Genomic DNA, 25,535 nt, shown 5'->3' on the forward strand with positions numbered 1-25,535 from the left:
GGACCTCGGGGGCGTTCGGTTAACTGCGGGAGCGTGCCGTCAGCTCAATGTGTTCGGTTGGGATCGGAAATCAACCGGGATCAGCTGCCGCAACAACCACGTTCCCCACCCATCCCAAAGTAACGCGCTTTTCGCGGCAAAGCCGCGAAACAGCGAAAGGGACACGTATTCCCATCAACCACATTCTCCGCCCACGCCGACCTCAAGGCCGTAAACGCAGGGGATCCGGGGGCGGGACGGGGCTTCTCTCCGGAACATTCCGCAGGACGCAAAGAGGCTCCGCAGCGCGAAGCGCGATGCGGAGCCTCTTTGCATGTCCGAGGACGTTCCGGAGAGAAGCCCCGTCCCGCCCCCGGATTCCCGGTGGGAGTTCTAGACCTTGTCGGCCTTAGTACATACCGCCGCCCTGCTGACCAGCGGTAGCAGCAGCGATTGCGTCCTCAAGCTGAGTGTTCTTGGGCACATCGGAGACGGTGGCCTCGGTGATGAGGATCAGGCTGGCGACAGAAGCAGCGTTCTGCAGGGTGACGCGGCTGACCTTGACGGGGTCGAGGACGCCCATCTCGATCATGTCGCCCCACTCGCCGTTGGCAGAGTTGAGACCCTGGCCGGCGGGCAGCTCGGCAACCTTGTCGACCACGACGGCGCCCTCAAAGCCAGCGTTCTTGGCGATGGTAGCAACCGGAGCAGTCAGAGCCTTCTTGACGATGTCGACACCGATCTTCTCCTCGGGGTCGTCAATCTCGACAGCATCGAGCGCAGGAGCAGCGTCCATGAAGGCGACGCCACCGCCGGCGACGATACCCTCCTCGACAGCAGCGCGAGTAGCCTGCAGGGCGTCCTCGACGCGATGCTTGATCTCCTTGAGCTCAGACTCGGTAGCAGCGCCGACCTTGATGACGGCAACGCCACCGGAGAGCTTGGCCAGGCGCTCCTGGAGCTTCTCGCGGTCGAAGTCAGAGGTGGTGTTCTCCATCTCGCCCTTGATCTGAGCGATACGGGCGTCGATGGCCTCCTTGGAGCCAGCGCCGCCGACGACGACGGTGTTGTCCTTGGAGATGGTGACGGACTTAGCGGTACCGAGCATATCGGCGGTAATGTCAGCGACCTTCACGCCCAGCTCGTCCAGGGCAGCCTGGCCACCGGTGAGGACGGCGATGTCCTCGAGGATGCGCTTGCGGCGATCGCCGTAGCCCGGGGCCTTGACGGCGCAGACGTTGAGGGCGCCACGGATCTTGTTGAGGACCAGGGTAGGCAGAGCCTCGCCGTCGATGTCCTCAGCGATGATGAGCAGGCCACGGCCAGCGCGCTGGACAGCCTCGAGAACGGGCATGATGTCCTGAACGCTGGAAATCTTCTGGTCGGTGATGAGGATGTACGGATCCTTCATCACGGCCTCCATGCGGTCGTTGTCCGTGACGAAGTAAGCGGAGACATAGCCCTTGTCGAACTGCATGCCCTCGACGGTGTCGATGGTGATATCGAACGTCTGGGAATCCTCGACGGTGATGACGCCGTCCTTGCCCACGACCTCCATGGCCTCGGCGATCTTCTCGCCGACCTCGGGGTCACCGGCGGAGATGGTACCGACGGAAGCGATCTGCTCCTTGGTCTCGACCGGCTTGGCCTGCTTCTTCATCTCGGCGACGGCGGCGTTGACGGCCTTGTCGATGCCGCGACGGATGGCCAGCGGATTGGCGCCAGCGGCGACGTTGCGCAGACCGTCGTTGACGATGGCCTGAGCGAGCAGGGTTGCGGTGGTGGTGCCGTCACCCACGGTGTCGTTGGTCTTGGTGGCAACCTCCTTCACCAGCTGAGCACCCATGTTCTCGATGTTGTCCTCGAGCTCAATCTCCTTGGCGACGGAAACGCCATCGTTGGTGATGGTCGGAGCACCGAACGTGCGCTGCAGCGCAACGTAGCGACCCTTGGGGCCCATGGTGACGGTAACGGCGTCGGCCAGAGTGTTGACGCCCTTGGCAAGCTTAGCGCGGGCATCGGTGTTGAACGTAATGTTCTTTGCCATGGTAGGTAATCCTCCAAAAGAAATGTGACTCGCGCCGCCGCTTCCGAGTCCTATGCGGCGGGCGCGTTCAAAGACGAATCAGAGATTCTGACGAGACTAGGCCTCGACGACGGCGTAGATGTCGTCGGCGCGCATCAGCAGATACTTCTCGCCGTCGACCTTGACCTCGTTGCCACCGAACTTACCGTAGATGACAACGTCGCCAACCTTGACGTCCATGGGGATGCGCTCACCCTTGTCGTTGACCTTGCCGGCGCCCACGGCAACGATGGTGCCGCGCTGCGGCTTCTCCTGAGCGTTGCTGGCGATGTACAGACCAGAAGCGGTCTTCTGCTCGGCCTCGTCGGGCTTGACCAGAACACGATCTGCAAGCGGCTTCAAAGACGACATGCTTGTCTCCTCCTTTTTGGGCCGCGTGGTTATGCCACGCGAATTAACCCTTTTTGTTTGCGTACGCGTTGAATGGTACCCACGAATGGCGGGTTATACAACACGGAGTCAAAAAATCTTATTTTTTGGCACTTAGATTTTCTGAATGCCGGGGGATAACTTAGCAGTGGCTCCCGGGGTGGACCGGAGGGCATGAAGTTTGCTGCTCTACAGTCCTGCGCAAGACGGAAAGCACATTAAGTGCTTTCCTTTGCGTGCGGAACTCGCGACAAACTTCATGCCCTCCGGTCCGCCCCGGGAGCTAGGTTAACTAATTCGAGCCCGGTATTCAGAAAAGTCAGTGCAGCAAAATGGCGATGCGGATAGCGACATGGGCATGGTTTTCGCTGCGCGCACGGGTCCCCTGGGGAGCGCCGTGCATTTTTGGGAGTATTCAGCAAGCCAGGACGGCTGCATACACGCCGGACACACCATATTGGTCCCAAGGACGCCTTCGACCGGCGATTTGAGTCGGCAGGCAAACCCCGCCAGGACAAAAAGGCATGCTTCGCGCCGCGCCGGACCCCAAAATGACGTCAATCTCCGCAACGTTACTCAGCCGCAGCGGCACCGGCAGAGCTCGTGGTGCTGAATACTCCGTTTTTTGCACGGCACGGGCGGGGGTACATCAGGATCAGGAAGAACATCCCAGCCTTTTTATGCAATCTGTAATGGGAAGTATGCGAAACACCAAGAGACAGCATTGCTGATGTCCAAATTGAGCGCGCGGGGCAGCAGCGCCTCCACCCTGCGCCCAAATCCAGCAGAGCGGGGACGCTCCCAACGGACCCCCATCGGCAAACAAACGCGGCTCGAGCGCCATCCCAAAATAGGCTACCCGAGCCAAGTTTAACGGTACGACATGAATATTAGCGCTCGTAAATCAAGTTACCTGCCAGGTAGGTGGCCTGAACCTTGGTGGCCTGGAGCTCTTGGGGGTCGATGGTGAGCGGGTTTTGGTCCAGGACTACCAGGTCGGCGTATTTGCCGGGTTCCAGGCTGCCGAGGTTTTGCTCGTCGCCTGCCGCGTAGGCGCTGCCCAGGGTGTAGTTGCGCAGAGCTGTGGCCGCATCGATGCGCTCGCTCGGCAGCCAGCCGCCCTCGGGCCAGTGGCTGCGAGGGTCTTGGCGCGTGATGGCCGTGTAGAGCACGTTCATGCTGGTAACGGACGTGATGGGGCTGTCGGTACCGAAAGCTTGACGGATGCCGCGTTGCTGATAAGTTGCAAACGGCCACATGATGCGACTGCGCTCCAGGCCCAGGTCGCGCTCCGGACCGCCCGGATCGAGCGTGATGTGGCAGGGCTGGCTCGAAGCGACCACATTGAGCTTACGCAGACGATCGATGTCCTGGGGCAGCAGATTCTCCAGATGCTCAAGCGTGTTATGACCGTGCGACGGCAGACCATAGAGCTCTGCCGCCTCCTCAAAGATATCGAGCGCAGCATGGATGGCACCGTCGCCGATAACGTGGATGCGCACGGTGTGGCCGCGCTCCGCGGCAGCGAGGACCAGCTTGCGCATACGCTCGGCAGGAACCGTCAGGCGACCTTGATCACCCGGGAAGCGCGGGTTGGTATAGGGCTCGGTGAGATATGCCGTGTGTTCGCTCGACACACCGTCGAAAAACTGTTTAAAGCCTGGCGCCGAGAGCAGCGCGTTGTTTGCGTAGCGAGTCTGGAGTTCTTCCAAGCGCGATTGGTCATCCAGCAGCGTGGGGAACAGATGGGCGCGGATGCCCAGCTTGCCGGCGGCTTGCAGCTTGTCGTAAACATCGTCGCGAATAAAGTCACAGCCCGGCATGGGCATGAGCGACATATCGCAGATTGAGGTGATGCCTTGCTCGGCCATACGCTTCATCTGGTCGGCGTAAGCGCTCGCGATGCGGTCCTCGCCCAGCCATTCAAGACAGCGCGGCAACAGCTGCATAGCAGCTGCCTCGTGGGCGATACCCGTAAGCTCACCGTTTGAGTCTTTGTCGTAGCTACCGCCCGCCGGTGGCTCACTGTCGCGCGTGACGCCGAGTGCATCGAGTGCGCGGCTGTTGAGCCACAGCGTGTGCCCGTCGCCCGAATACATAACACAGGGACGATCGGGGAATGCCACATCGAGCGACGCCTTGGTAGGATGCTCGGGCGGGTCCCAACGGTAGTCGCGCCAGCCCTGCGTCACAACCCAAGCGTCGTCGGGCAGGTCCTGGGAAAACTCGAGCGCATGTTGCACCAGCGCCGCCTCGGACGTGCCCATATCCATGAGCATGTACGGCGAGGAACCGACCGAGGTATGGAAGAAGTGCAGATGAGCGTCATGGAAACCGGGGCAGACAAACTGCTCGCCGTAGTCGATAACCGACGTGGCGGCAGGAGCGGCGGCAATCACGTCATTGGGCGCACCGACTGCGACGATACGGTCGCCTGCGATGGCAATCGCCAGCTCGCGGGCGGTATCGATGCCGTCTTGCGCGGTAAAGACGTTCTTGGAGCGGATAATCCGATCGATATGTTGCATGGGCATCCCCATCTCTGGCAGGAAATTCAACACCCCCGAGTGTACTCCCCCGCCCTTGTAACAAAACTCCAAGCGGCAAACGGCAACTTTACCAGCCCTAGCGGCAGGTGGCATACTGGAGAGAGCCTGTACGATTTTGCGATCAACCCAGCAAGGAGCAAATCGACCATGACGAAGACCAAGGCACAGCAGATTATGGCGGCAACCGAGGCTCGCGCGGCTGACGACGTCACCGCGGCCATCCAAGATATCGCCGCCGAGTTTGAGCCCTATATCATCAAGCAGCGCCGGCACTTCCATAAGCACCCGGAGCTGAGCCTTGCCGAGGAGCGCACGACTTCCGACATCGCCAACCAGCTCGACGCCATGAATATCCCCTACGAGCGTCCCCTCAAGACGGGCCTGGTGGCGACCCTTCGCGGCACCGCGCCCGACGCCTACCGCGAGGACGGCACGCCGCGCCGCCGCATCCTACTGCGCGCCGACATCGACGCCCTGCCCGTTACCGAGCAGACCGGCGAGGATTTTGCCAGCGTCAACGAGGGCTGCATGCACGCCTGCGGCCACGACTGCCATATCGCCATGATGCTCGGCACGCTGCAGATCCTGCGCCATATGACCGACGACATCCACGGCGAAGTCCGTATCGTCTTCCAGCCCAGCGAGGAAAACGGCCAGGGCGCCAAGCTCATGATCGGCACGGGCGTACTCGACGGCGTCGACGGCGCCTACGCCGCGCACATCTGGAGCGAGGTCGACGCCGGCACCGTAAGCTGCGAGCCCGGCCCGCGCATGGCCAATACCGACTGGTTCCGCATTGATGTCCGCGGCACCTCGTGCCACGGCGCCATGCCCCAGCGCGGCCACGACGCCGTTATGGTGGCCGCCGAGATTGTCAACGCCCTGCAGACCATCGTCTCGCGCGAAATCAGCCCCTACGAACCTGCCGTCATCACCGTCGGCGAGCTGCATGGCGGCACCGCGCGCAACGTTATCGCCGGCACGGCATACCTCGCCGGCACGGTGCGCACTTACGGCGATTCGACCCACGAAGAAATGCCAGAGCTTATGCGCCGCATCGTGGAGCACACCGCCGCCGCCTTGGGCGCCGAGGCCGAGCTCACTGACTACACCATCGCCAACTACAAGGTCGAAAACGAAGCCGCCTCGAGCGAGCGCTGCCGCCAGGCCGTGATCAAGTGCCTGGGCCCCGCCGGCCAAGGCCATTATCGCGGCACGCTCTCGGGCGAGGATTTTTCGGAGTACCTGCGCCGCGTACCTGGCGTGCTCGCCTTTGTAGGTACGCGTAACCCCCAGATTGGCGCCACGTACGCCCAACATTCCTGCTTTTACAAGATTGACGAGAGCGTGCTGGCCAAGGGCTCCATGGTGGCCGCCCAGTATGCCATCGACTTTTTGGCCGAGCCCACGCAAGAGGAGCTCGACGGCCCCGCGATCGCCGCAGTTGCCGAGACCAATCCCGACCTGGCGGCCAAGCTGCGCTCTGCCAAGGCAACTGCGGCCGAGGCCCGCGACGCCATGCACGACGCCCGCACCGCCCGCCATGCCGCCATCAAGGGCATTCACGATGCCCGTGCCGCTGCTCGCCACGAGGATAAGCACGACGAGTAGTCGTCACGCGCCCACAGCCATCCGGCTATAACAAAGCGGGGGCGGACGCTACTTCGGCGTTCGCCCCCGCTTATGTGCCGGTAGCTTTTTAGCTCATCCCCCGTCACGACAGGCAAGCGCTTAGGAAGGCAAGCCATCGCGGTTGTTCGAGGTGGATGATATCGGTGGAAACTCCGGCGGGAGCGTGACCACCAAAGAGCAGGCCCGCGTCTGCCGGGTTGATAAGGCGCACGATCCACACGGCGACGACCAGCACGCACAACACGGTGACCGCAATGTCGATACCACGCTTTCGTTTGCTCGATGCCACCTCCTCGCGCACGAACGCGAGCACAAACGCAATCGGCACCACCCAAAACAGCGGATGGTAGGCAAAGGCCGCCGCAAAATCGAGGCGCAGCGCCGCCAGCCACGCCCTCGTCATACCGCATCCCGGACAAGGAATGCCCGTCACCAATCGAAAGATGCAGCCGATGTCGAGCAGGTAGAGCGCGAGCCAGGCGGCGACAAAGAGCGCGCCGGTGTAAGAAAGGGCGCGGCGAAGGAGCTCCGCCGTGCCCTTATGTCCCTGGGAGCTGTTCACGCCGCCTTTATTGTTAGGCATGAGCGCCAAGACGGATGTTGTAAGCCGTTGCCATGGCATTGGTATTATTGATGATGATGTTCATGGCAAAGATGGGGCCAAGACCGCACAGCAGCACGCCGATGATCTGCCACAGAAGAACGGTGGTGCCGTTTTCCTGGAACACCAGGCCGTAGCGAGGAGCGTTGGCCTGCAGGCGGTTGCCAATCTTGTAATACCAGTAGTACGCGTAGAAGCCGCAGGTAACAAACGACAGCAAGATGAATGCCGCCAGACCCGGCGTGGAATCGCCGTCGTCCTGGCACATGACATTGATGTCGCGGGCCAAGCAATACAGGAAGTAGAACGAATAGATACCGCAGGTCACAAGAGAGAGCAGCAGCCAGCCGATCAGGCTGCGGTCAGCCTTGACGGGGCCATAGTCCATCGGAGCGGATGCGGACTGTTGGGCGTACTGACCGGTGTACTGCTGCTGAGGCTGGGGCGCGGGCTGAATAGTCTGGGCCGGAGCGGGCTGGGGCTGCGGGGCCGCAGCGGCAGAAGCGGCACCAACGGCGGATCCGCAAACAGGGCAGAATTTGGCATCATCCGAAATGGGAGAGCCGCAAGTGGGACAGAACATCAACTTCTCCTTTTCCTAAGGCGTCGCACGCCTTCAAACCTTACACGTCTATGTTCTCAACAATAGCCGCGACGTTGTTACGCAACATTGATCAATTTCCGAGAAATATTGCCGCAACCGTTTTCCAGGCATTTTCTTGCTTTCGCCGTAGAAAAAGGCACCCCTGGTTCAGTTGCCCAGGGCGCCTCGACCGACTATTCGGTTTGATTGTTTTCGTCCGCAGGAGCCTCGCCCGACTCGTCAGGTGGCATGGCTACTCGTCCTGAGGGTCCTCGTCGGAACTTGACTCGGGCGCCGGCTCGGGCTCGGGCACCGGCGCAGGCTCGGGCACCGGCGCAGGCTCGGGTGCAGGCGCCGGCTCAGGCTCGGGTGCAGGCGCCGGCTCGGGCGCGGGCTCGGGTGCAGGCGCGGGCGCGGGCGCGACATCCGGAGCACTGTAACCCGAGGGAGCGGACTTCTTCTCGAAGGGCAATACAAAAGTCAGGACGTCGTCCTTGTCCTCGTCGGCCCACTCGCTTGCATAGCGTGCGGCCCAATAGCCAACGGCACGGTGCTTGAGCATCTTGCCAAAGACCGTAAGAAATACGGTGACGAAAGCGACCAGCACCAAGAACAGCGCGAGCGTGACGCCACCGCCGGTAACAATTGCCTCAATACCCGTAGGACGATAGTAGTAGCTATACATACCGACAGAGGCAATGGCGCCAAAGACGACCGTCAAGATCCATGTGACAACGTTGGCGACCAGGCCCGTCAAAAACTCGGGAAGGAACGAAGCACAGAACAGCTTGGTCTTGTTGTGCTTAAACGCCGCCCAGACCTTATCGAGCGAAAACGCGCTCTCGACACGCCCGGTCACCGCAAAGTGCATCACGGCGATGTCGGCGAACATCTTAAAGAAGACACCCAGAATCGCCGAGGCAATTAGCGCCAGGACAAGCAGGCCGAGCGAACCGAACAGCGCAGCCTCGAGCGCATAAGAGCCGTAATAAGAATACGAGCCCGCGGCGCCAATTACCACGCCCTCCACCAGCGAAAGCACTACACCGATAACGGGAATGGCAGCGATAACCTCGAGCACGACCGAAATAACGCTCGAAAAGACTCCGAGACCAAACGACGTGGAACGCATCAGCGGACGATCCATGCCGTCATCGATCTTAAGCGACAGATCGCGACCCCACTCGATGCCAAAGCCGGAACCGCACACGCTCGCAATGCAAGCTGCCAAAAAGCCGATGGCAGCCGCAATGCCGCCAATAACGGGAATAAACAACACGAGCACCGACACAACGCAAATCAGCGCCGGCAAAAACGCGATTTGGCATACACGCTGAAGCACACCCGGAGTCTTGGTCATATCTTGGAACGCCTGAGCCACACAGCCCTTTGGCGCATTCGCCACGGGCGGTTGCGGAACAAACTGCTGGGGCTGAGGCTGTCCCTGGGGAGCGGGGCCAGCGGCACCGGCATTAGGAGCACCACACACGCCGCAGAACTTGTCGTTATCGCCCATGGGGGCGCCACACTGCGAGCAGAACATAGAATCATCCCTTCGTATCTTGAACAAATCACTTGGATCGCAAACGATGTCTTTAGCATCATTATTGCCCAATGTGGGGTCAAATACTCAAAGATGACCGATTTGCAAGATACACGGCGCCAGCAGGCGGTTCGTTGAATACGTCTGCGCTAGTTCGTTCCGCGGAAGCCCTTGCCGACGATCTCGGAGCTGTCGACGATCGTGATAAAGGCACCCGGATCGACCTCGCGCGCATAACGGCGCAGCTGCACGGCCTCGCGACGGCTCAGCACGCTCATGATCACCGTCACGCACTTGCCCGAGAAGGCACCGTAGCCGCGACTGATGGTCGCCGTACGGTTGAGATGCTTGACGATAAACTCCTCGACCTTAAGGGGCTCGGAGCAAATGACCGTGCAGACTTTGCGCAGGTGAATGCTCTCAATGGCTTTGTCGACCACAAGCGTCTTGGCAAACAGGCCGAGCACGCAATACAGACCGACACGCGGGCCATACAAAAAGGCCGCGATGGTCACGATGCCGATATCGACCAGCAGCAGGGCACGGCCAATCTCGAGCGTCGTGCGGCGCTTGAGGATCATGGCAAGAATGTCCGTGCCACCCGTCGAGGCGCCGATATCAAAGACAATAGCGCTGCCGAGCGCCGGCAAGATGACGGCAAAGCACAGGTCGAGCCACATATCGCCCGTCAGAGAGACATCGGTTGGGATAAAGAGCTCAAAAAGCGAAACATAGGCGGACAGCGCAAACGAGGCGAAGACGCTCCAAAGGATTGCCTTGCGCTCCAAAAAGATAAAACCCAGGATGACCAGGACCGCGTTGATAATCCACATAAAGACGCCGACGGGCAGGGTCGGGAACAGCGTGGAAAGAATGACCGACACGCCCGAGGTGCCGCCGAAGGCAAAGTGATTGGGGGTTTTAAAGGCCACGATGGCGAACGCCGTAAGAATCAAGCCCAGATTGAGCTCGGCAAAAAAGCGCGGAAAGCCTGGCTCCTGGCTGCGCTTGCGGCCGGCGCGCTCGCCACGTTCGATATCCTCGCGACCGACAACGCGCTCCATCGGCACCACCGGAGGACGATGCATCTCCTCGGCGGCACGCGACGCCGCCTCTGCCGCAGCGGCCTCAATTGCCCATGCCTTGCTTTCTGTCTCGTGCTCGTCGGCCATTACGGCAACTCCTCGTTAACAATTTGGAAACAATGCGCTCATTAGGGTAACGCGGAACGTGGGGATTGCAACCCTTAGTTAGACGAGCGGTATGACTACATCGGGAGCGTACAGAAACGGCCGGCCACGCTTTTGCTTGCGCGGTCGGCCGTTTAACGTTTTCGCAGATAAAACCTGCCAAAACAAACCTGTCCCTTTTTGGAAGGCTATTCGTGCTGGCTGGTGCGGTGCTCGTACTCCTCGGGGGTGATGACGTCCTCGATGCGCAGGTTGACGCCCGCCACCTCAAGGCCGGTCATCGCGGCAAGGCGCTCAGTGACACGTGCCTTGACATCGTCGAAGATCGCGGGCGCATAGGCGCCGTACTCGATGATGACGGAGATGTTGACGACCACGCGATTATCGTCGGTGACCTCGACCGTCACGCCCTTGGTCAGATTCTCGGCACCAAACTGCTCCTGCACAAAATGCATGAGGTTACCCTTCATGCCCAGAACGTGCGGAACCTCGCGAGTGGCCATGGCAACGATCTTCTCGATCACACCGTTGGAATAGGTCAGCGAGTCCTCGGACTCATCCGCTTCCTCGTCGTCCTCATCCGCATCGGACTCGGCCTCTGTCTCGGCGAGGGACTGACCTTCGAGTTCTACATCCTCGGCTTCGGCGACGACCGCCTCGTTCTCCTCGAGCTCGGTATCGGCTACATCGACCTTCGTATTAAAAGCCATGGTTCCTCCTTATGCCTGCCGCGGATGCGACAGTCGAATACATATTAGCGGCCGCTAAACAGACGGCCGAAGAAGTTGACGATCCCGTTCTCGCCGTCGCGAATTTGGCCGATCACAGCGCCGATCAGCACGAAGAATGCAATGACGAGCGTGTCCCACAGGCCCAACGTGAGCACCAACACGGCGAGGATAAAGCCAGCGACGGCGCCGAGCGTGGTGTTGGGATGACGCACAGCATAGCTCCAGATGGCAGCGCCCGTACCCTTGATGAGACCCATAGCCTCGTCAAAATCCGCGGCTGCCGCGTCTTGTAACTCGGTTGCCTCTGCTTTGGAATCAACAGGTTCGCTCGCCGGTGTGGTGCTCTGGTCAATCGTCAGGCGCGGCGTACGAGCGGTCTTATCTTGATTGGTATCACTCACCGGAAACCTCCACGGTCTGGACGGTAGTCTTGGACGGCAAAAAACGGACGCGCGTGGTCGTACCCGGCGTGCCGAGCATGGTGTCGCAAGCTTCTTCGATGCGCTGCTGCATCGCGGTAGCCAGAGATGCCACGTCCTTATCGTCAAGCGCGATAGCCTCGACCTTAAATCGGACATGCGAATCGTCGGGGCCTTGGACGCGGGCCTCGACATGCTCGACCATCACGCGGTCGTCGCGCTCGGCAGCAGCCCTAGCACACGAAGAAAGCGCCGCAAGGGTGACCTCGATATTGCGCTCCCCCGCCGGATGCACACAGGACGGCTCGCGACGAGCAAACATCAGGCGGAAGAAGCTTACCAGCACGCCGATCGCCACAACTCCGCCGCATGCCGTCACGACAATGCGCGGCATGGGGTCGCGCATCAGCAGCATAAAGCGATACGTATACGGCCCCCAAAACTGGCAGACAAGCGTACCCAGCGCCACGATGGCGGCGGCAAGATACACAATCGCTAGGGCTCGTTTGAGTACGCGCACGTGGCGCTCCCTTCAAATCTCGGCACTCGAAATACAAAACGGTTCGCATCATTATAAAAGAGCCGGGTCCGGTGCTCTACGCACGCGGATCCGGCTCATCTATTCCACGAGGCTTGCATGCTCGCTTCATTATGCCCAGATATGCACGGCTTAACCCGTGCGGGCGCTACTCCTCCTCGAGGGCAGCGATAACCTCGTCGGTCATGTCCATGGTGCTGTAAACATCCTGGACGTCGTCGAGCTCCTCAAGACGGTCGATGAGGCGCTGAACCTTCTTGGCGTCGGCGCCGGAGACCTCGGTCGGGGTGGTCGGGACCATGGTGGTCTCGGAACCCTTGACCTGGACGCCCTGCTCCTCGAGCGCCTTGGAGACAGCCATGACCTCGTTGGCAGTAGTCCAGACGATCCACTCCTCGCCGGCGTCCTCGTAGTCCTCGCCACCGGCCTCGGCGATGGCCATCATGAACTCATCCTCGTCACCGGCAGCACCGTTGGCGATCATGGTCTCCTTCTTGGCGTTCTCGTCCAGGATCTCCTTGGCGACGACGATCTGGCCCTTGCGCTCAAACTGGAAGGCGACGGAGCCGGAGGTGCCCAGGTTGCCACCAGCGTGGGAGAAGGCGGAACGGACATCAGCGGCGGTACGGTTGCGATTGTCGGTCAGGCAATCGACGTAGACGGCGACACCGGCGGGACCGTAGCCCTCGTACACGATGTTCTCGTAGACGGCGGCATCGGCACCCGAACCAAAAGCCTTGTCGATAGCGGACTTGATCTTGTCCTTAGGCATGGACTGAGCCTTGGCCTTGGCAACGGCAGCGGCGAGGCTGGCGTTGTTCTCGGGCAGCGGGTCACCGCCGAGACGGGCAGCAACGGTGATGTTGCGGCTGAGCTTGGAGAAGAGGGCGGAACGCTTGGCGTCCTGCGCGCCCTTACGATGCTTGGTTGTGGCCCACTTAGAGTGTCCGGACATACGTGTCTCCTATCGGTTTCGACCTAAAGCCCAGCGCAGATGCTCGGGCAATATAAACAAACGTCGTTATGATATACCTACTGGCCTGCGAGATAAACCCCAAAATGAAGGCGTCGTGATGATGACCCCTTTGGTGCAAAGAAACCTGACCCCCAATGCACCAAGTTAGAACCAGAGGAAGTCGCTGCGGGTGACGGTGGCGCCGATGGCGAAGGGCATGCAGGCGATGACCGGATACAAGTAGCGCATGTAGGTCGAGCCATTACACGGACCAATCAGGCACACGGCGAGCACGCCCAGCAGCGGCACCCAGATCGCCAGCCCGCGCCACGAATGACGACGTAGAAGATAGACCACCACGGCGATCATGATCCACACATAGGTGGCCGAGCTCATGGTGAGCGAGATAAACGGGATGCGTTGTACTGCCACGCGATACAGGTTGATCAGGTGGTCGCACCAGCGCACAACCTTGCTATCGACCGGATGGAAGTCAAAGTACTTGAGGTTATCGGGCTTCGCCATGATCTCGGCACTGCGCGCCGTGCTGTAGACCCATGCGTCGCGAGCGCTCGGATAAAAATACCCATAGTAGTTATTGATGAGCGCCGAGATATAGCACCCGGGGTCCTTTTTGAATATCTGGGCCCACACCTCAAAATAGGCCTTGATGTCCTCCTGCGAGGCATACTCGTTAAAGCAATTTTTAACGGCGTCCGACTTATCCGGGTTGTAACGGCGGCCCAGGTTCTCGTACTTGAGCACGCGGTCGATCACGGCACGCTCTTCGTCGGTCACCAAGCCGTCGCAAGGAGCCTCCACGATGGTGCCGTCCTCCTTAACCGTGGGGTTGACACCCGAGTTGAGGCCGTCGTGCTTTTGGACGAAACGAGCCGTCTGCTGGAACGGAATCGAGAGGATTTCGCGCTTGGAGCCCGGCGTGATATCGTGCGCCGGCATAAAGACCTTGGTGAAGTACATATTAGAGGCAAGGCAGAGCGCGAGCACCGCGAGAACGCCAACCCAGCGGAAACGCGGGATGGCGCCTGACGGCGCAGCACCAGTCTGCTTGGCTGCACGACGAGCCACATGCACGTCCCATACGCAAAACGCCGCCGCGATTACGCATGCCGCCAGGGGAAACACCAAGCCGCCGTTGCGCAGGAACGTGGAACCCATGGCGCCCAGAGCGAGCAGCAGCCAGTCGTGGCGCGCAAAGAGCACGGGGGCTTTCTCGCCCGCTCGCTCGACATTGGCATCACGACGGGGCAAGCCACATGCCACGAGCTTGACGGTCTGTACCAGCAGCACCAAGAACGCGTCGGCAAAGAGCACGTCTTTGGTGAGCAACGCCGCGTAGTTAGAGAACATCGGCATAAACGCAAAGAACAGCAGGATCGCACCGCGAACCGGCAGGCTCACGCCCAGTTTGCGCAGCGACGAAATGGAATAGGCCATGCAGGCAGCCGTGATGACAAATTGAGCGCAGGTATAGATGGCAAGACCTGCGTTGGCACTGTTGAACAGTGAAAGCCCCAGCTGGACGCATGAGCCGATAATGGCCGTGTGCACCACGGGGTGATGTCCGTTGAGCAACACATTGGGATTGAGCAGACGCAAGTAGTCACTCGTGCCGTTGGGGTAGTTGAACCACTGGCGAATCTGCGCACCCGTATCTCCCATAAAAAGGCCGGGCAGCGAAGCGATGAGCGTGGGCGCCCAGGCGACCATAAGCACCAGGAAGGGCCCGGCAAAGGGATGGACCGAGAGCACGGCGTGAGCCATACGCCATACGCGGCCAAAGTGCGCTTCGGAAAACGGAATACGCCGAGAGCTCAGCCAATCTAGACACTCAAAGACAAGGTAGAAGGCAACGACCGCCAAGAGCATCCAGCCCGCGCCGCCAATCCAGGCGCAGATGATGCGGGCTTTGTCGCCAAGGACAATCTCGGCCGAGTCGGTGAGATCGTAGCTGCGGCCGAACACCATGCAGATGGCAAAGAACAGCGACGGCAGAATGATCGATGGACGCCAGGTGTCGCCACGGCCAAAGAACACGTAGCGAAACGGCAAGGTGAGCAGACAGGCAAGTGCAAGCAGCATGACCGCGTCGGTATGGCCGGCAAACGAGAGGAGCACCTCGTAGCACACGTACAGCATGCCCGAGGCTTTGGGGTCAATCTCCAAGACTGCGTTGCTCGACACCGGGGCGGGATCGATGGAAAACGCCGTGGTCGCCAACAGCGCGAGCAAAAATGCGATGAGCGTCTGCTTGGCGGGGTAGCGCTTAAACCAGACGATGCGGGCAGCGTCGCGCGCAGCCGTTGTGGAGAGATCGGAATCCTTCACAGTCCAAAGAGCCTTTCTAGAAACCTGCCAAAAAGGGACAGGTTTATTTTGGCAGGTTTTATCTGGGGAAACGTTACGGTTCTGTCATCGTTGCCCAGCGAATCACCACAAAGGTGCCTGTCCCCTTTGTGGTAGTTAGGCGTCGAGGTAGATGCGCTGGGGTTGGTTGCGGCGACGAGCAAAGATGATGAGCGCCAAGCCCGCGATTACGAGCGGCAGGCTCAGCAGCTGACCCATCGTGATGACGCCACCAAGCAGATAGCCCAGCTGGGCATCGGGCACGCGCACAAACTCAATGAGGAAGCGGACGATGCCGTAACCCATCACAAACACGCCCATAAACGTGCCTTGGGGCAGTAGCGGCTTTTTGCGGCTGAGCACCTGCAGAATGCAAAAGAGCACGATGCCCTCAAGAAATGCCTCATAGAGCTGGGAGGGGTGACGCGGCATATCGCCCGCGGTGCCACCGAAGACCACGCCCCAGGGCAGATCGGTCGGCTTGCCCCACAGCTCACCATTGACAAAGTTGGCACAACGGCCCAGGCACAAGGCCAGCGGCGCGCCTATGACGGCAAGGTCTGCCAAAGTCCATGCGTCGAGCTTATACATGCGGCATACGATGATGCCGCCGATAATGCCGCCCACCAAACCGCCGTGGAAGCTCATGCCGCCCTCGTTGGTGGCAAAGATCTCGAGCGGGTGCGCCCAGTAGTAGCCATCACCGTAAAAGACGACGTAGAACAGGCGCGCACCGATAATGAGGCCAAAGACCACGCCGACCACGACACTCGTCAGGTCATCAATCGTAATGTCGAAGCCCCAGCGACGCTGCGTGCGGTACATGACAACCGCCGTGAGCAGGGCGCCGACCACATAGGCCAGACCATACCAGTAAATCGTGATAGGCCCCGCCGAAATCGCGACGGGATCAAGCATATGGTAGAGGTCGTTGAGCATATCGATCCTCCTGCTCCCTACATACAAATGCGGCCGCGGGCCTTGCGCTCGCAGCCGCATATTTGGGCGTAACGTCTATGCGGAGTATGCCGTCCGCAGCTTTCGCAGCTTAGAACGGCGCGTACTCGTCGTACAGGTCCTCGGCCTCGCCGGAGGCATTGACCTGCTCAACGCGGGTAACGCCGGGCACATGCTCCTTCAGGATGCGTTCAATACCCATGGACAGGGTCAGCGAGCTCATGGGGCAGCCGGCGCAGGCGCCCTGCAGCTCCAGCTTGACGACACCCTCGTCGTCGACGCCCACATACTCCATATCGCCACCATCGGCCTGCAGGTTGGGGCGGATCTCTTCAAGAACCTTCTTAAGCAGCTCTTCGTTAACAGCCACAGGGGCTCCTTTCTCACAATTACGCGGGCGCGCCCGCGGACAGAAGCTATGTTACTACAGCCGTGTACCCGCTCACGAGCCGTCCATGCGCGCAGACGCGACTTTCACGAGTAGTCAATTTGGGACGGGGCTCTTTGAGCTGCGTTCGTCGTCAGATAGCGACAACGCATATTACTGTCGAGCCTGTCCCCCGGTACCAATCTGGACATCGACGATAACCTGGCGGTAGCTGATGCCACAGGAGTCGAGGATGCGGCGGCTGATGCGCCCATCATCGGTGTCGGCGTACTTGTTGTCCAGGTAGACGACCTCGCCCACGCCCACCTGAGCCAAAATCTTGGCGCAGTCGTGGCACGGGAACAGCGTGACGTAGACCGTGGAACCCTCGAGGTCCTTGAGCGAGCCACGGTAGTTGAGCACGGCGTTGGCCTCGGCATGGACCACGTAGTTGTGCTTGTCCTGCAGCGGGTCGTCGCTCGTACCCCACGGAAAAAAGTCGTCGTTGAGCGCCGAGGGTGTACCGTTGTAGCCCACCGAAAGGATGCGGTGGTTGGTGTTGGCGATGCACGCACCCACCTGCGTGTTGGGGTCCTTGCTGCGGCGCTGCGCGGCGATGGCCACGCTCATAAAGAACTCGTCCCAGCTAATGACGTCCAGGCGCTTGCCTGACGAAGTTTGATGAAGATCGTCCGACATGACAGACACCTCCGTAATCGCAATAGTTTGACCCATTGTAGCAGGTGAAAGGTGGGGGCGTTTGTCCCACCGGCGCCCTCACTTTTACACGCGACGGGGCTTTTGGTTGATGTGGTAGAGCTCGGCGAGACCCCGCAGCGTCAGCGCATCGTCGACCGTCAGGCTATGACCGACAAGGGCCGCAAGTGCCTCGGCATCGTCGCCGGTAATAACGATGGGCACATCGCCCTCCCCCGCGGCCTTAGTAGCACGCATCTCGGCGAGCACCATGTCGAGCATGCCGTCGATGCGCGCCACCTCGCCCAAAACCACGCCCGAGCGCATGGCCTCGCGCGTGTTGCGGCCGATGACGTGTGTCGGCGCCGAGGGCTCGACCTGAGGCAGGCGCGCTGCTGCCGCCGAAAGCGAGCGGGCGCCGAGCGCCAGCCCCGGCGCGATAACGCCGCCGACAAAGGTACCGTGCGCGTCGATGACCTCGATATTGGTCGTCGTGCCCAGGTCAATCACGATGCACGGCGAGCCGTAGACGGCGCGGGCCGCCACGGCATCGGCGATGCGGTCGGGACCGATCTCGGCCGGGTCGTCGTAGTGCACGGGCATGCCGGTCTTAAGTCCCGGCCCCACCGTGAGCACGCGCCCCGAGCAGGTACGGGAAAGTGCCGCCTTCCACGGGCGCTCGAGCGCCGGGACCACGCAGCTCAGCACAGCAGCCGCGGGCACAAGCACACCCGGCACGCCCGCATCGGCTGACAGCGCGCCCATGACCTGCGCGAGCCTCATGCGAGCCTCATCGGCCGTGATGCTCGACGGCGTCGTAATCTCGCACGTCGCAAGCGGGCACTCCTGCGCCGCGGCCGAATCCTCGGCAAACAGGCCAAAGCGAATGAACGTGTTGCCCACGTCGACCGTCAATATATATGCGCACCCATTAAGCATCGTCGGCGCTCCTTTCGTCTGCCCAGCAGTATATCGCCTACCTAAACCAGTCATCCCAAAATGACTAGCTTGCGGCTATACTGGTGCGCGGTCGCGCGCGAGCTCACGCGGCGGCCCTTGGTAACCCGACTTCCCGCGCCGTATCCGTAGCGGCGCTCCCGGGGGAAGCGGATATACGCAAAGGAGTTCTATATGAGCAATCCCTCAAACCGCGCCTCGATGCGCGGGCAACTCACGCTGCGCGGCGTCGTCATCGGCGTCCTTGGCTGCGTGATCATCACGGCAAGCTCGGCCTACACCGCCCTCAAGATGGGCGCACTCCCCTGGCCGATCGTCTTCGCTGCCGTCATCTCGCTGTTCTTCCTTAAGCTCATGGGCAACGCCAGCCTCAACGAGGCAAACGTCACCCACACCATCATGTCCGCAGGCGCCATGGTCGCCGGCGGTCTGGCGTTTACCATCCCAGGCGCCTGGATGCTGGGCTATGCCGACCAGATCAGCTGGCTCGACATGTTTATCGTGGCACTCGCCGGCACCATCCTGGGCCTGCTGGCCACCGCGCTCATCCACCGTCACTTTATCGTGGATGCCGCGCTTGAGTTCCCCACCGGCAACGCCGCAGCTCAGACCTTGCGCGCGACCGAGGCCGGCGGCAAAACCGGCAAGCAGCTTTTTGGTTCCATGGCCATCGCCGGCATCTATAGCGTGCTGCGCGACGCCCTGGGCGTGGTGCCCAGCATGCTGTGCACGCTCAACATCCCCGGCGTGACCTTTGGCATCTACAACTCGCCCATGCTGCTCTCCGTCGGCTTCCTCGTGGGCTTCGCCCCCGTCGCCTTCTGGTTTGCCGGCGCGCTGCTGGGCAACTTTGGCATCATCGTGGGCGGCACCGCTGCCGGTCTGTTCGACGTTGTGACTGCACAGGGCATCGTCAAGTCCCTGGGTATGGGCCTCATGATGGGCTTTGGCGTCGCCGTCGTCCTCAAGGACATCCTGCCGCAGGTCGCCGGTATCGTCCGCGGCCTCGCCGCCGATAGCTCCACCGACACCGACGAGCAGTCGCTCATCTCGGGCTCCCTTAAGCTCGACGCCGGCATCATCGGCCTGGGCGCTGCCGCCATCGCCGTGATCGTCGCCATCGCGCTCAACCTTGGTCCCGTCCCGGCCGTCATCGTGACGCTGTTCACCTTTGTCACCACCATCATGAGCGCACAGAGCTGCGGCCAGACGGGCATCGACCCCATGGAGATCTTTGGCCTCATCGTTATGCTCATCGTGGCAGCCTGCGCCCAGATCGCGCAGGTCAAGCTGTTCTTCATCGCCGGCATCGTGGCCGTGGCGTGCGGCCTTGCGGGCGACGTCATGAATGACTTTAAGGCCGGCGCCGTGCTGGGCACCAACCCGCGCGCGCAGTGGGTCGGCCAGGCCATCGGCGGCATCGTGGGTGCCCTGGTCGCTGCCGCCGTCATGGTCGCGCTCGTCACCGCCTATGGTCCGGACGCCTTCGGCCCCGACAAGAGCTTTGTGGCCGCGCAGGCAAGCGTGGTCGCCACCATGGTCTCGGGCATCCCGAGCGTGCCGTGGTTCGTTGGCGGCTTTATCGCCGGCATCGTCATGTACTGGCTCGGCATTCCGGCCATGATGATCGGCCTGGGCGTGTACCTGCCGTTCTACATGTCACTCACGGCATTCCTGGGCTCCTGCGTCAAGCTCGCCTACGACAAGTGGTCCGCCCACCGCGACGCCACCGCTGGTCTTTCTGACGAGGAGAGGGCTGCCAAGGACGCCGCCTTCCAGGAACAGGGCCTGGTTGTCGCCAGCGGCCTGCTCGGCGGCGAGTCCATCGTCGGCGTTATCCTGGCGTTTGTCTCTGTTGGCCTGAGCCTGCTGGGCTAAGCTGAGCAGCTGCTCGACAGCAACCATATTGCCTACGATTTGCCCGGTCGGTAGCTTTTGCGGCTGCCGACCGGGCTTTTTGATATCGAAACAAAGAAAGGCCGGCGCGCTGCGTTTAACAGCGCGCCGGCCTTATCGTTTGGCTAACGAGACGGTCCCGCTATGAATTGAAGTTCGTTGCAGAAACTACGCTCGAAACGCTACATCTGCTTGCGACGACGATCGCTCAGCGTCACACCAGCGGCCACGAGGGCGATACCGCCGATGACGAACACCTCGCCCGCAAGAGCGGAGTCATCGCCAGTCTGGGCGAGCGCGGCCGACGTGGCCTTCTTCTTGGCGACAGGAGCCTTTGCAGCAGCCTGCGCAACCTGATTCTTGGCCTGCGGCTCAGCCTTGGGATGATACTTGTCGTACTCGGCCTGCGCGGCAGCCAGGGCATCCTTGGCATCGCCAAGCTCGGCAAGCGCGGCGGCATAGGCGTCGTTGGCATCGGACAGCTTGGCATCGGCATCGCTCAGAGCAGCCTTGAGACCAGCGGCGGCATCGACGGCGGTCTTATAGCGAGCGTAGGCAGCGTTCAGCTTGACCAGCTTCTCGTTGCCCGTCGTGCCCGCGGCAAGAGAGGCCTTGTGGTCGACAGCCTCAAGATCGGCCTTGAGTGCCTCATCGCTGGCAAGCTCTGCCTTGGCCTTGACGATCTCGAAGTTCGCATCGACGACGGCTTCGTTGGCGGCCTCGAGCTGCTTCTGGGCATCGGCGACACTGGCCATGGCAGCGTCACAGGCGACCTTGGCGTCGTCGACCGCCTTCTGAGCGCCGGCGAAGCGCTCGAAGGCCTTGTTTGCGCCGGTCAGCTCGCCCTCGGCAGCCTTGGCCTTGGCCTGTGCGTCGGATACAGCCTGCGCCTTGGCGGCAACCGCCTGCTTGGCGTCCGAAAGAGCAGTCGCGGCCTGGACATCTGCGGCCTGGGCCTTGTCTACACCAGCCTGGGCGGCATCGTCGGCCTTCTTTGCCTCGTCAAGCGAGCCCTGCTTATTCGCAAGGTCCGCCTGGGCGGCATCGCGCTTGGCGGCAAGGTCCTTGACCGAAGCCGTGGCGTTGTCATACGCCTCATTGGCCTGGTCGGATTTTGCCTTGGCGGCATCGCGGGCGCTGCGAGCCTTCGCCTTGTGAGCAGCGACCTCGGCTGCCTTCGTTTTGCTGTCAGCAAGCGTGGCGTTTGCCTTATCGAGAGCTGCCTGGGCAGTAGCGGCCTCGGACTTTGCGGCATCGAGGTTCTGCTTGAGGGACTCGATGTCGATTCCGCCGAGCGCGTCCTTCGCGGCGTCGTATGCCGTCTTCGCGGCGGCGGTGCCGGACTTGGCCTTCTCGTACTCGCCCTTGGCGGTGTTCACGTTCGTGTCGGCCGCGGTATAGGCGTCGCGAGTGCTTTCTTGCTTATCTAATGCGTCAGAATAAGCCGTTCCGGCAGTCCCGAAGTTCTTCTGTGCCTCTGCCAACTTATTCTGAAGCTGCTTCAGCTGCTCCTTCTGCTCCTGAGTGCCGCCTGCATTGTAGGCGGAATCGATATAGTCGGTGACGAGCTTCTTGAACTCGGAGACAGTGAAATCAGCCTGGGTGTCATCAGCGCTGTAATCGAAGATGGTTACCTCGGAATCGGTGTTCTTACCGTTACCGGTCGCGATACCGATGGCTTCCGTGGCGGAATCGATGATGTTGAGATAATGCCCGCACTCGTGATAGATGCTGTTGTAGTTCTGGTAGATGTAATAGGAATCATATCGGTGGCTGCCGAATTCGTCGCCATACTGCGCGACGTACTTATCGAATGCCTCTTTCTCCTGGGTGTAGAGGCCGGTATAGGGCCAGCCGAGGGTGTCCTCGGTCTCGCCACCGGTATATGCGCCACCTCCGCCGGCAAGGTTTTCACCGTTGTCGAAGTAGCAGTTCGAGTGTCCCCAGATGTTCGATGAATATGATGTATTAAGGGCGGCTGCCGCAGTCATGCGGAGGCTGACGCTGAGCGCCGACTGACCGTTCGCCTTGCGGAGGTTGTTCTGGGTGTCGAGATATGTCAGGGCGTTACGCATCTGCTCCAAGGAAAGCGGGTTGGTGTCGCGTGACATGTCCTGATCGACGTACTTGTCATACCATTCGGCCTTGTCATCGACGCCGGTCAGCATCGATACGGCGTCCTGGGCGTTCTTCTTCTGCGTTGCTGTGAACTGGGTGCCGCCGATGATGTAGTTCATGAAGCCGAACATACCCTGGCTGATGACATTCTGGTCTACGGTCATGTTCGACTTGAGGTCGGCAATCTGCTGATTAAGCTTCTCGACCTCGGCGTTTGCGGCGTCGTATGCATTGTGCGCGTCGGTTACTTCAGCACGAGCCTGATCGAACTCGTTGCTCTTCTGCTGACGAACCTCGACGAGTCGGTCGTACTCCGCCTTCTTGTCGGCCTCGGTCTGCTGCGCCTTCTCGTATGCGGCCTTGGCGGCGTCGCGCTCGCTGGCGGCGGCGTTGTACTCCTTGTTTGCCGCATCGTATGCAGACTGGGCAGATGCCACAGCAGCGTTGGCGGCGTTGGCCTTCTCCTGCGCGGCGGTGACGGTAGTCTGCGCAGCCTGCAGGTTCGCCTGTGCGGTGGCGTCTGCAGTCGTCGCGGCTTCGAGCGCGTCCTGCGCGGTCTTGAGCTCATCAGCAGCAGCGATCTTGGCGGCCTCAAGCGCGCTCAGGTCAACACCCGTACCCGAGACGGCAGCATCGAGTGCGGCCTGCGCCTGGTTGAACTTCTGCTGGGCGTTATCGCGCGCGGTGGTTGCGACTGCGAGAGCAGCGGCAGTCTCCTGCTTCTTGGCCTGGGCAGTCGTCAAAGCTGCCTCGGTATTCTGCTTTTCCTGCTGGGCGCTGGCCTCGGCAGCCTTGGCCTGGTCCAGATTGTCCTGTGCAGTAGTAACGGCCTTATTGGCGTCATCGAGCTTTGCCTGTGCGTCCTCGACGGCCTTCTTGGCGGCCTCGTACTCGTCCATACCCATGGCCTCGAGCTTGGCCTGGGCATCATCGAGGGCCTTCTTGGCCTCATCCTGCTTTGCCTTGGCGTCCTTGAGCGCCTGGGTCTTATCCTCGACACTCTTGTTGGCTTGATCGAGCTGATCGTTCAGGTCGCCCAGCTTCTTCTGCTGCTGCTCGGTCTTTTCGACGGCTGCCTTAAGCTCGTCGATCTTCTCCTGAAGCGCGGCTACCTCGGCCTCGTTCTGCTCGGCGGCGTTATCGGTCACGGCCTGCGAGGCCTGATTCTTTTGCTGCTGTGCCTGCTTTTGAGACTGGCCCGCCGCGTCGGCCTTCTTCTGGGCGGCATCGTAGGCGGCCTGAGCGTCCTTGAGCTGCTTTGCCGACTCCTCGGCCAGCTGGGCAGCCGTCTTTACGACCGCTTGGTTACCGGCGGCAACGGTATTCTCTACAGAACTACCCCCCCCCTGAACAGAATCGCCGTTATCGGTTGACGGTGCGGCGATTGCCGCCAGCGGCGACATGAGCGGCTGAGCGATGAGGCCCGCCGTCAAAACGGTTGCGACGGCGCGGTTAGCAACGCCCTTGACGTTGACAGTCTTGGCCCGAGGCTCAAAGTGTTGTGGACTGTAGTTTGCCATGGCTTTCTCCCTTTGACACGGATGTATCCATACGTATCAAACGGTAGCTGTCGATTTTTGAATTCTGTTGCGCAACATTGGCGACCAGCGAATTTTTTGAAATTCGCGCTCTCGTGCTTCACAATTTCGTCACATATGTAGGAACTGGTGCATCGTATTCTTGCAGGATCGAATTGAGCCTATGATTTGCATTTGCTCCCGCGTCATCCGCCCTATCGGATTCCGCGTCCAACAGACACCCCGCCCGCCACGGTGTAGAGTAAGGGCGACGGGCGGGATACGCGGACCGCGCTGGAACGAGGTGAACATGGAACTCGATAGACAACAACTCAAGCGACTACGCGAACGCCATCACCGGCGCCACGGCATCCGCCCTGCTCATAGCGAGGCTGCCGAGCAGGCTGGTCGCTTTTTAAAGCGCGCGTTCAACATTCGCGAGGGACGCGCGCCCTATCACGTGATCCGCAAGCGTTTTGTAAACGGAGCGCGTCTGACTGGCTCCCACCTATGCATCCTCATCATCGCCATGCTCATCGCAAGCATCGGCCTCGATATCGACTCGGATATCGCCATTGTAGGCGCCATGCTCATCTGCCCGCTTATGGGCTCGGTCCTTGCCATGGCATACGGCATCGCCACGCTCGACCGCGAGATTACCCTTGAGGCCGTCGCGAGCTTGGCTCTACAGATGGCCTTTTGCCTGGTCACGTCCACGTTGTACTTTAAGCTCTCGCCCCTTGGCACCACCACGGCGGCCATCATCGACAACTCGACACCCACCATATGGGACCTTGCCGTCGCGCTCGCGGGCGGCTTTGCGGGTGGCCTGGGCAACTCGCGCGACCAGGAACCTGCCACGCTCATCGCCGGCGTGGCCGTAGCGACCGCGCTCATGCCGCCCCTGTGCGCGGCGGGCTATGGCATCGCCATCGCAAGCGGGTCGCTGTTTCTCTCGGCCCTCTACGAGTTTGGCATCAACGTTGTCTTTATCGCGCTGGCTGCCGAAGCCGTGCTGCTTCTTTTGCGCGTGCCGCTCAAGCGCGACCTCAACGGCGACGGCATTGTGACCGCCGAAGAAGATGCCGAGGTCGACGAGCTGTCACGCAAGGTGCGCCGCCGCATCATTGTGGGCACGGTAGTCTTTGCCATCCCCTGCATCGTTATGACAGCGGGGTCTATTGGCTCGGCGCAGGCCGGCGTGCAGGACGGCTACGGCGTCACCGAAACTACGCGCGAACTTGCCGCGGTGCTGCCGGGCTTTAAGGATTACACCGTCGCCGTCGAGACCTCAGCTGCCGAGGGCGAGGAAGGCATTGTAGAGCGCGAAATCGTCGCCCATGTGACGACAAGCGAGGCGCTCGGGGCACACGACCGTCACGTCGCCCGTAAGCTCATCGACCTCAATGTGCCCGATCTCGACCGCGTGGAATTTGATGTGGAGTAATGCGGAGCATGGGATGGCTCCCGCGCACAGGCGCAAGT

20 protein-coding genes are annotated in these 25,535 nt (G+C 61.0%); 3 read left to right on the forward strand and 17 right to left on the reverse strand.

The annotated features are described in order from the left end of the window. Positions 1–388 precede the first annotated feature (388 nt). The 3 genes from groL to ABCN01_RS06765 form a co-directional block, all read right to left on the reverse strand. On the reverse strand, positions 389–2,026 hold the full coding sequence (gene groL / locus ABCN01_RS06755; protein WP_006234938.1) for a chaperonin GroEL: 1,638 nt from the start codon (positions 2,024–2,026) through the stop codon (positions 389–391). A 96-nt stretch (positions 2,027–2,122) separates the two neighbouring features. After that, positions 2,123–2,416 (reverse strand): co-chaperone GroES, encoded by a 294-nt coding sequence (gene groES / locus ABCN01_RS06760; protein ID WP_022094351.1) that lies wholly within the window; start codon positions 2,414–2,416, stop codon positions 2,123–2,125. A gap of 908 nt (positions 2,417–3,324) precedes the next feature. Then, a complete protein-coding gene (locus ABCN01_RS06765) occupies positions 3,325–4,962 on the reverse strand; it encodes an amidohydrolase (RefSeq protein WP_342995814.1) in 1,638 nt (545 codons plus the stop codon). 168 nt (positions 4,963–5,130) lie between these two features. Here ABCN01_RS06765 and ABCN01_RS06770 point away from each other — a divergent pair, with 168 nt between their 5' ends. Next, a complete protein-coding gene (locus tag ABCN01_RS06770) occupies positions 5,131–6,594 on the forward strand; it encodes a M20 family metallopeptidase (protein ID WP_342995815.1) in 1,464 nt (487 codons plus the stop codon). A gap of 103 nt (positions 6,595–6,697) precedes the next feature. Here the strand turns inward: ABCN01_RS06770 and ABCN01_RS06775 are convergent, their stop codons facing one another. From ABCN01_RS06775 to ABCN01_RS06835, 13 genes are all read right to left on the reverse strand, one after another. Then, positions 6,698–7,198 (reverse strand): DUF2752 domain-containing protein, encoded by a 501-nt coding sequence (locus ABCN01_RS06775; RefSeq protein ID WP_342995816.1) that lies wholly within the window; start codon positions 7,196–7,198, stop codon positions 6,698–6,700. After that, positions 7,191–7,799: a DUF4234 domain-containing protein gene (locus tag ABCN01_RS06780; RefSeq protein WP_342995817.1), complete on the reverse strand. Its 609-nt coding sequence runs from the start codon at positions 7,797–7,799 to the stop codon at positions 7,191–7,193. Before ABCN01_RS06780 ends, ABCN01_RS06775 begins: the two co-directional genes overlap by 8 nt. 253 nt (positions 7,800–8,052) lie before the next feature. Further along, on the reverse strand, positions 8,053–9,342 hold the full coding sequence (locus tag ABCN01_RS06785; RefSeq protein ID WP_342995818.1) for a zinc-ribbon domain-containing protein: 1,290 nt from the start codon (positions 9,340–9,342) through the stop codon (positions 8,053–8,055). 149 nt (positions 9,343–9,491) lie between these two features. Beyond that, positions 9,492–10,514, reverse strand: a complete 1,023-nt coding sequence (locus ABCN01_RS06790; protein ID WP_342995819.1) for a YitT family protein — start codon at positions 10,512–10,514, stop codon at positions 9,492–9,494. 206 nt (positions 10,515–10,720) lie between these two features. After that, a complete protein-coding gene (locus ABCN01_RS06795; protein ID WP_342995820.1) occupies positions 10,721–11,242 on the reverse strand; it encodes an Asp23/Gls24 family envelope stress response protein in 522 nt (173 codons plus the stop codon). A gap of 44 nt (positions 11,243–11,286) precedes the next feature. After that, a complete protein-coding gene (locus tag ABCN01_RS06800) occupies positions 11,287–11,664 on the reverse strand; it encodes a DUF2273 domain-containing protein (RefSeq protein ID WP_342995821.1) in 378 nt (125 codons plus the stop codon). Continuing rightward, the gene (locus ABCN01_RS06805; RefSeq protein WP_271740111.1) at positions 11,657–12,202 is read right to left on the reverse strand and encodes an Asp23/Gls24 family envelope stress response protein; all 546 of its coding nucleotides are present in this window, start codon (positions 12,200–12,202) and stop codon (positions 11,657–11,659) included. Before ABCN01_RS06805 ends, ABCN01_RS06800 begins: the two co-directional genes overlap by 8 nt. A 166-nt stretch (positions 12,203–12,368) precedes the next feature. After that, a complete protein-coding gene (locus ABCN01_RS06810) occupies positions 12,369–13,175 on the reverse strand; it encodes a YebC/PmpR family DNA-binding transcriptional regulator (RefSeq protein WP_006234926.1) in 807 nt (268 codons plus the stop codon). 165 nt (positions 13,176–13,340) lie between these two features. Further along, the gene (locus ABCN01_RS06815; RefSeq protein WP_342995822.1) at positions 13,341–15,524 is read right to left on the reverse strand and encodes a DUF6020 family protein; all 2,184 of its coding nucleotides are present in this window, start codon (positions 15,522–15,524) and stop codon (positions 13,341–13,343) included. A gap of 135 nt (positions 15,525–15,659) precedes the next feature. Further along, positions 15,660–16,481, reverse strand: a complete 822-nt coding sequence (gene lgt, locus ABCN01_RS06820) for a prolipoprotein diacylglyceryl transferase (protein ID WP_342995823.1) — start codon at positions 16,479–16,481, stop codon at positions 15,660–15,662. 109 nt (positions 16,482–16,590) lie between these two features. Continuing rightward, positions 16,591–16,869: a NifU family protein gene (locus ABCN01_RS06825; protein ID WP_035137589.1), complete on the reverse strand. Its 279-nt coding sequence runs from the start codon at positions 16,867–16,869 to the stop codon at positions 16,591–16,593. 171 nt (positions 16,870–17,040) lie between these two features. Next, positions 17,041–17,565, reverse strand: a complete 525-nt coding sequence (locus ABCN01_RS06830; RefSeq protein ID WP_050766113.1) for a deoxycytidylate deaminase — start codon at positions 17,563–17,565, stop codon at positions 17,041–17,043. 84 nt (positions 17,566–17,649) lie between these two features. Then, complete coding sequence (locus ABCN01_RS06835; protein WP_342995824.1) at positions 17,650–18,501, reverse strand: type III pantothenate kinase; 852 nt, start codon at positions 18,499–18,501, stop codon at positions 17,650–17,652. A gap of 192 nt (positions 18,502–18,693) precedes the next feature. On the opposite strand from ABCN01_RS06835, the gene ABCN01_RS06840 reads away from it, so the two are divergent. Next, positions 18,694–20,397, forward strand: coding sequence for an OPT/YSL family transporter (locus ABCN01_RS06840; protein WP_342995825.1), 1,704 nt, complete (start codon positions 18,694–18,696; stop codon positions 20,395–20,397). A gap of 200 nt (positions 20,398–20,597) precedes the next feature. Here ABCN01_RS06840 and ABCN01_RS06845 read toward each other — a convergent pair whose 3' ends face one another. After that, positions 20,598–24,053, reverse strand: coding sequence for a CAP domain-containing protein (locus ABCN01_RS06845; RefSeq protein WP_342995826.1), 3,456 nt, complete (start codon positions 24,051–24,053; stop codon positions 20,598–20,600). Between the two features lie 307 nt (positions 24,054–24,360). Here ABCN01_RS06845 and ABCN01_RS06850 point away from each other — a divergent pair, with 307 nt between their 5' ends. Beyond that, a complete protein-coding gene (locus ABCN01_RS06850; protein WP_342995827.1) occupies positions 24,361–25,497 on the forward strand; it encodes a DUF389 domain-containing protein in 1,137 nt (378 codons plus the stop codon). Positions 25,498–25,535 lie beyond the last annotated feature (38 nt).

Origin of the sequence: Collinsella aerofaciens (assembly GCF_039062365.1) — a bacterium.
Lineage (GTDB): Bacteria > Actinomycetota > Coriobacteriia > Coriobacteriales > Coriobacteriaceae > Collinsella.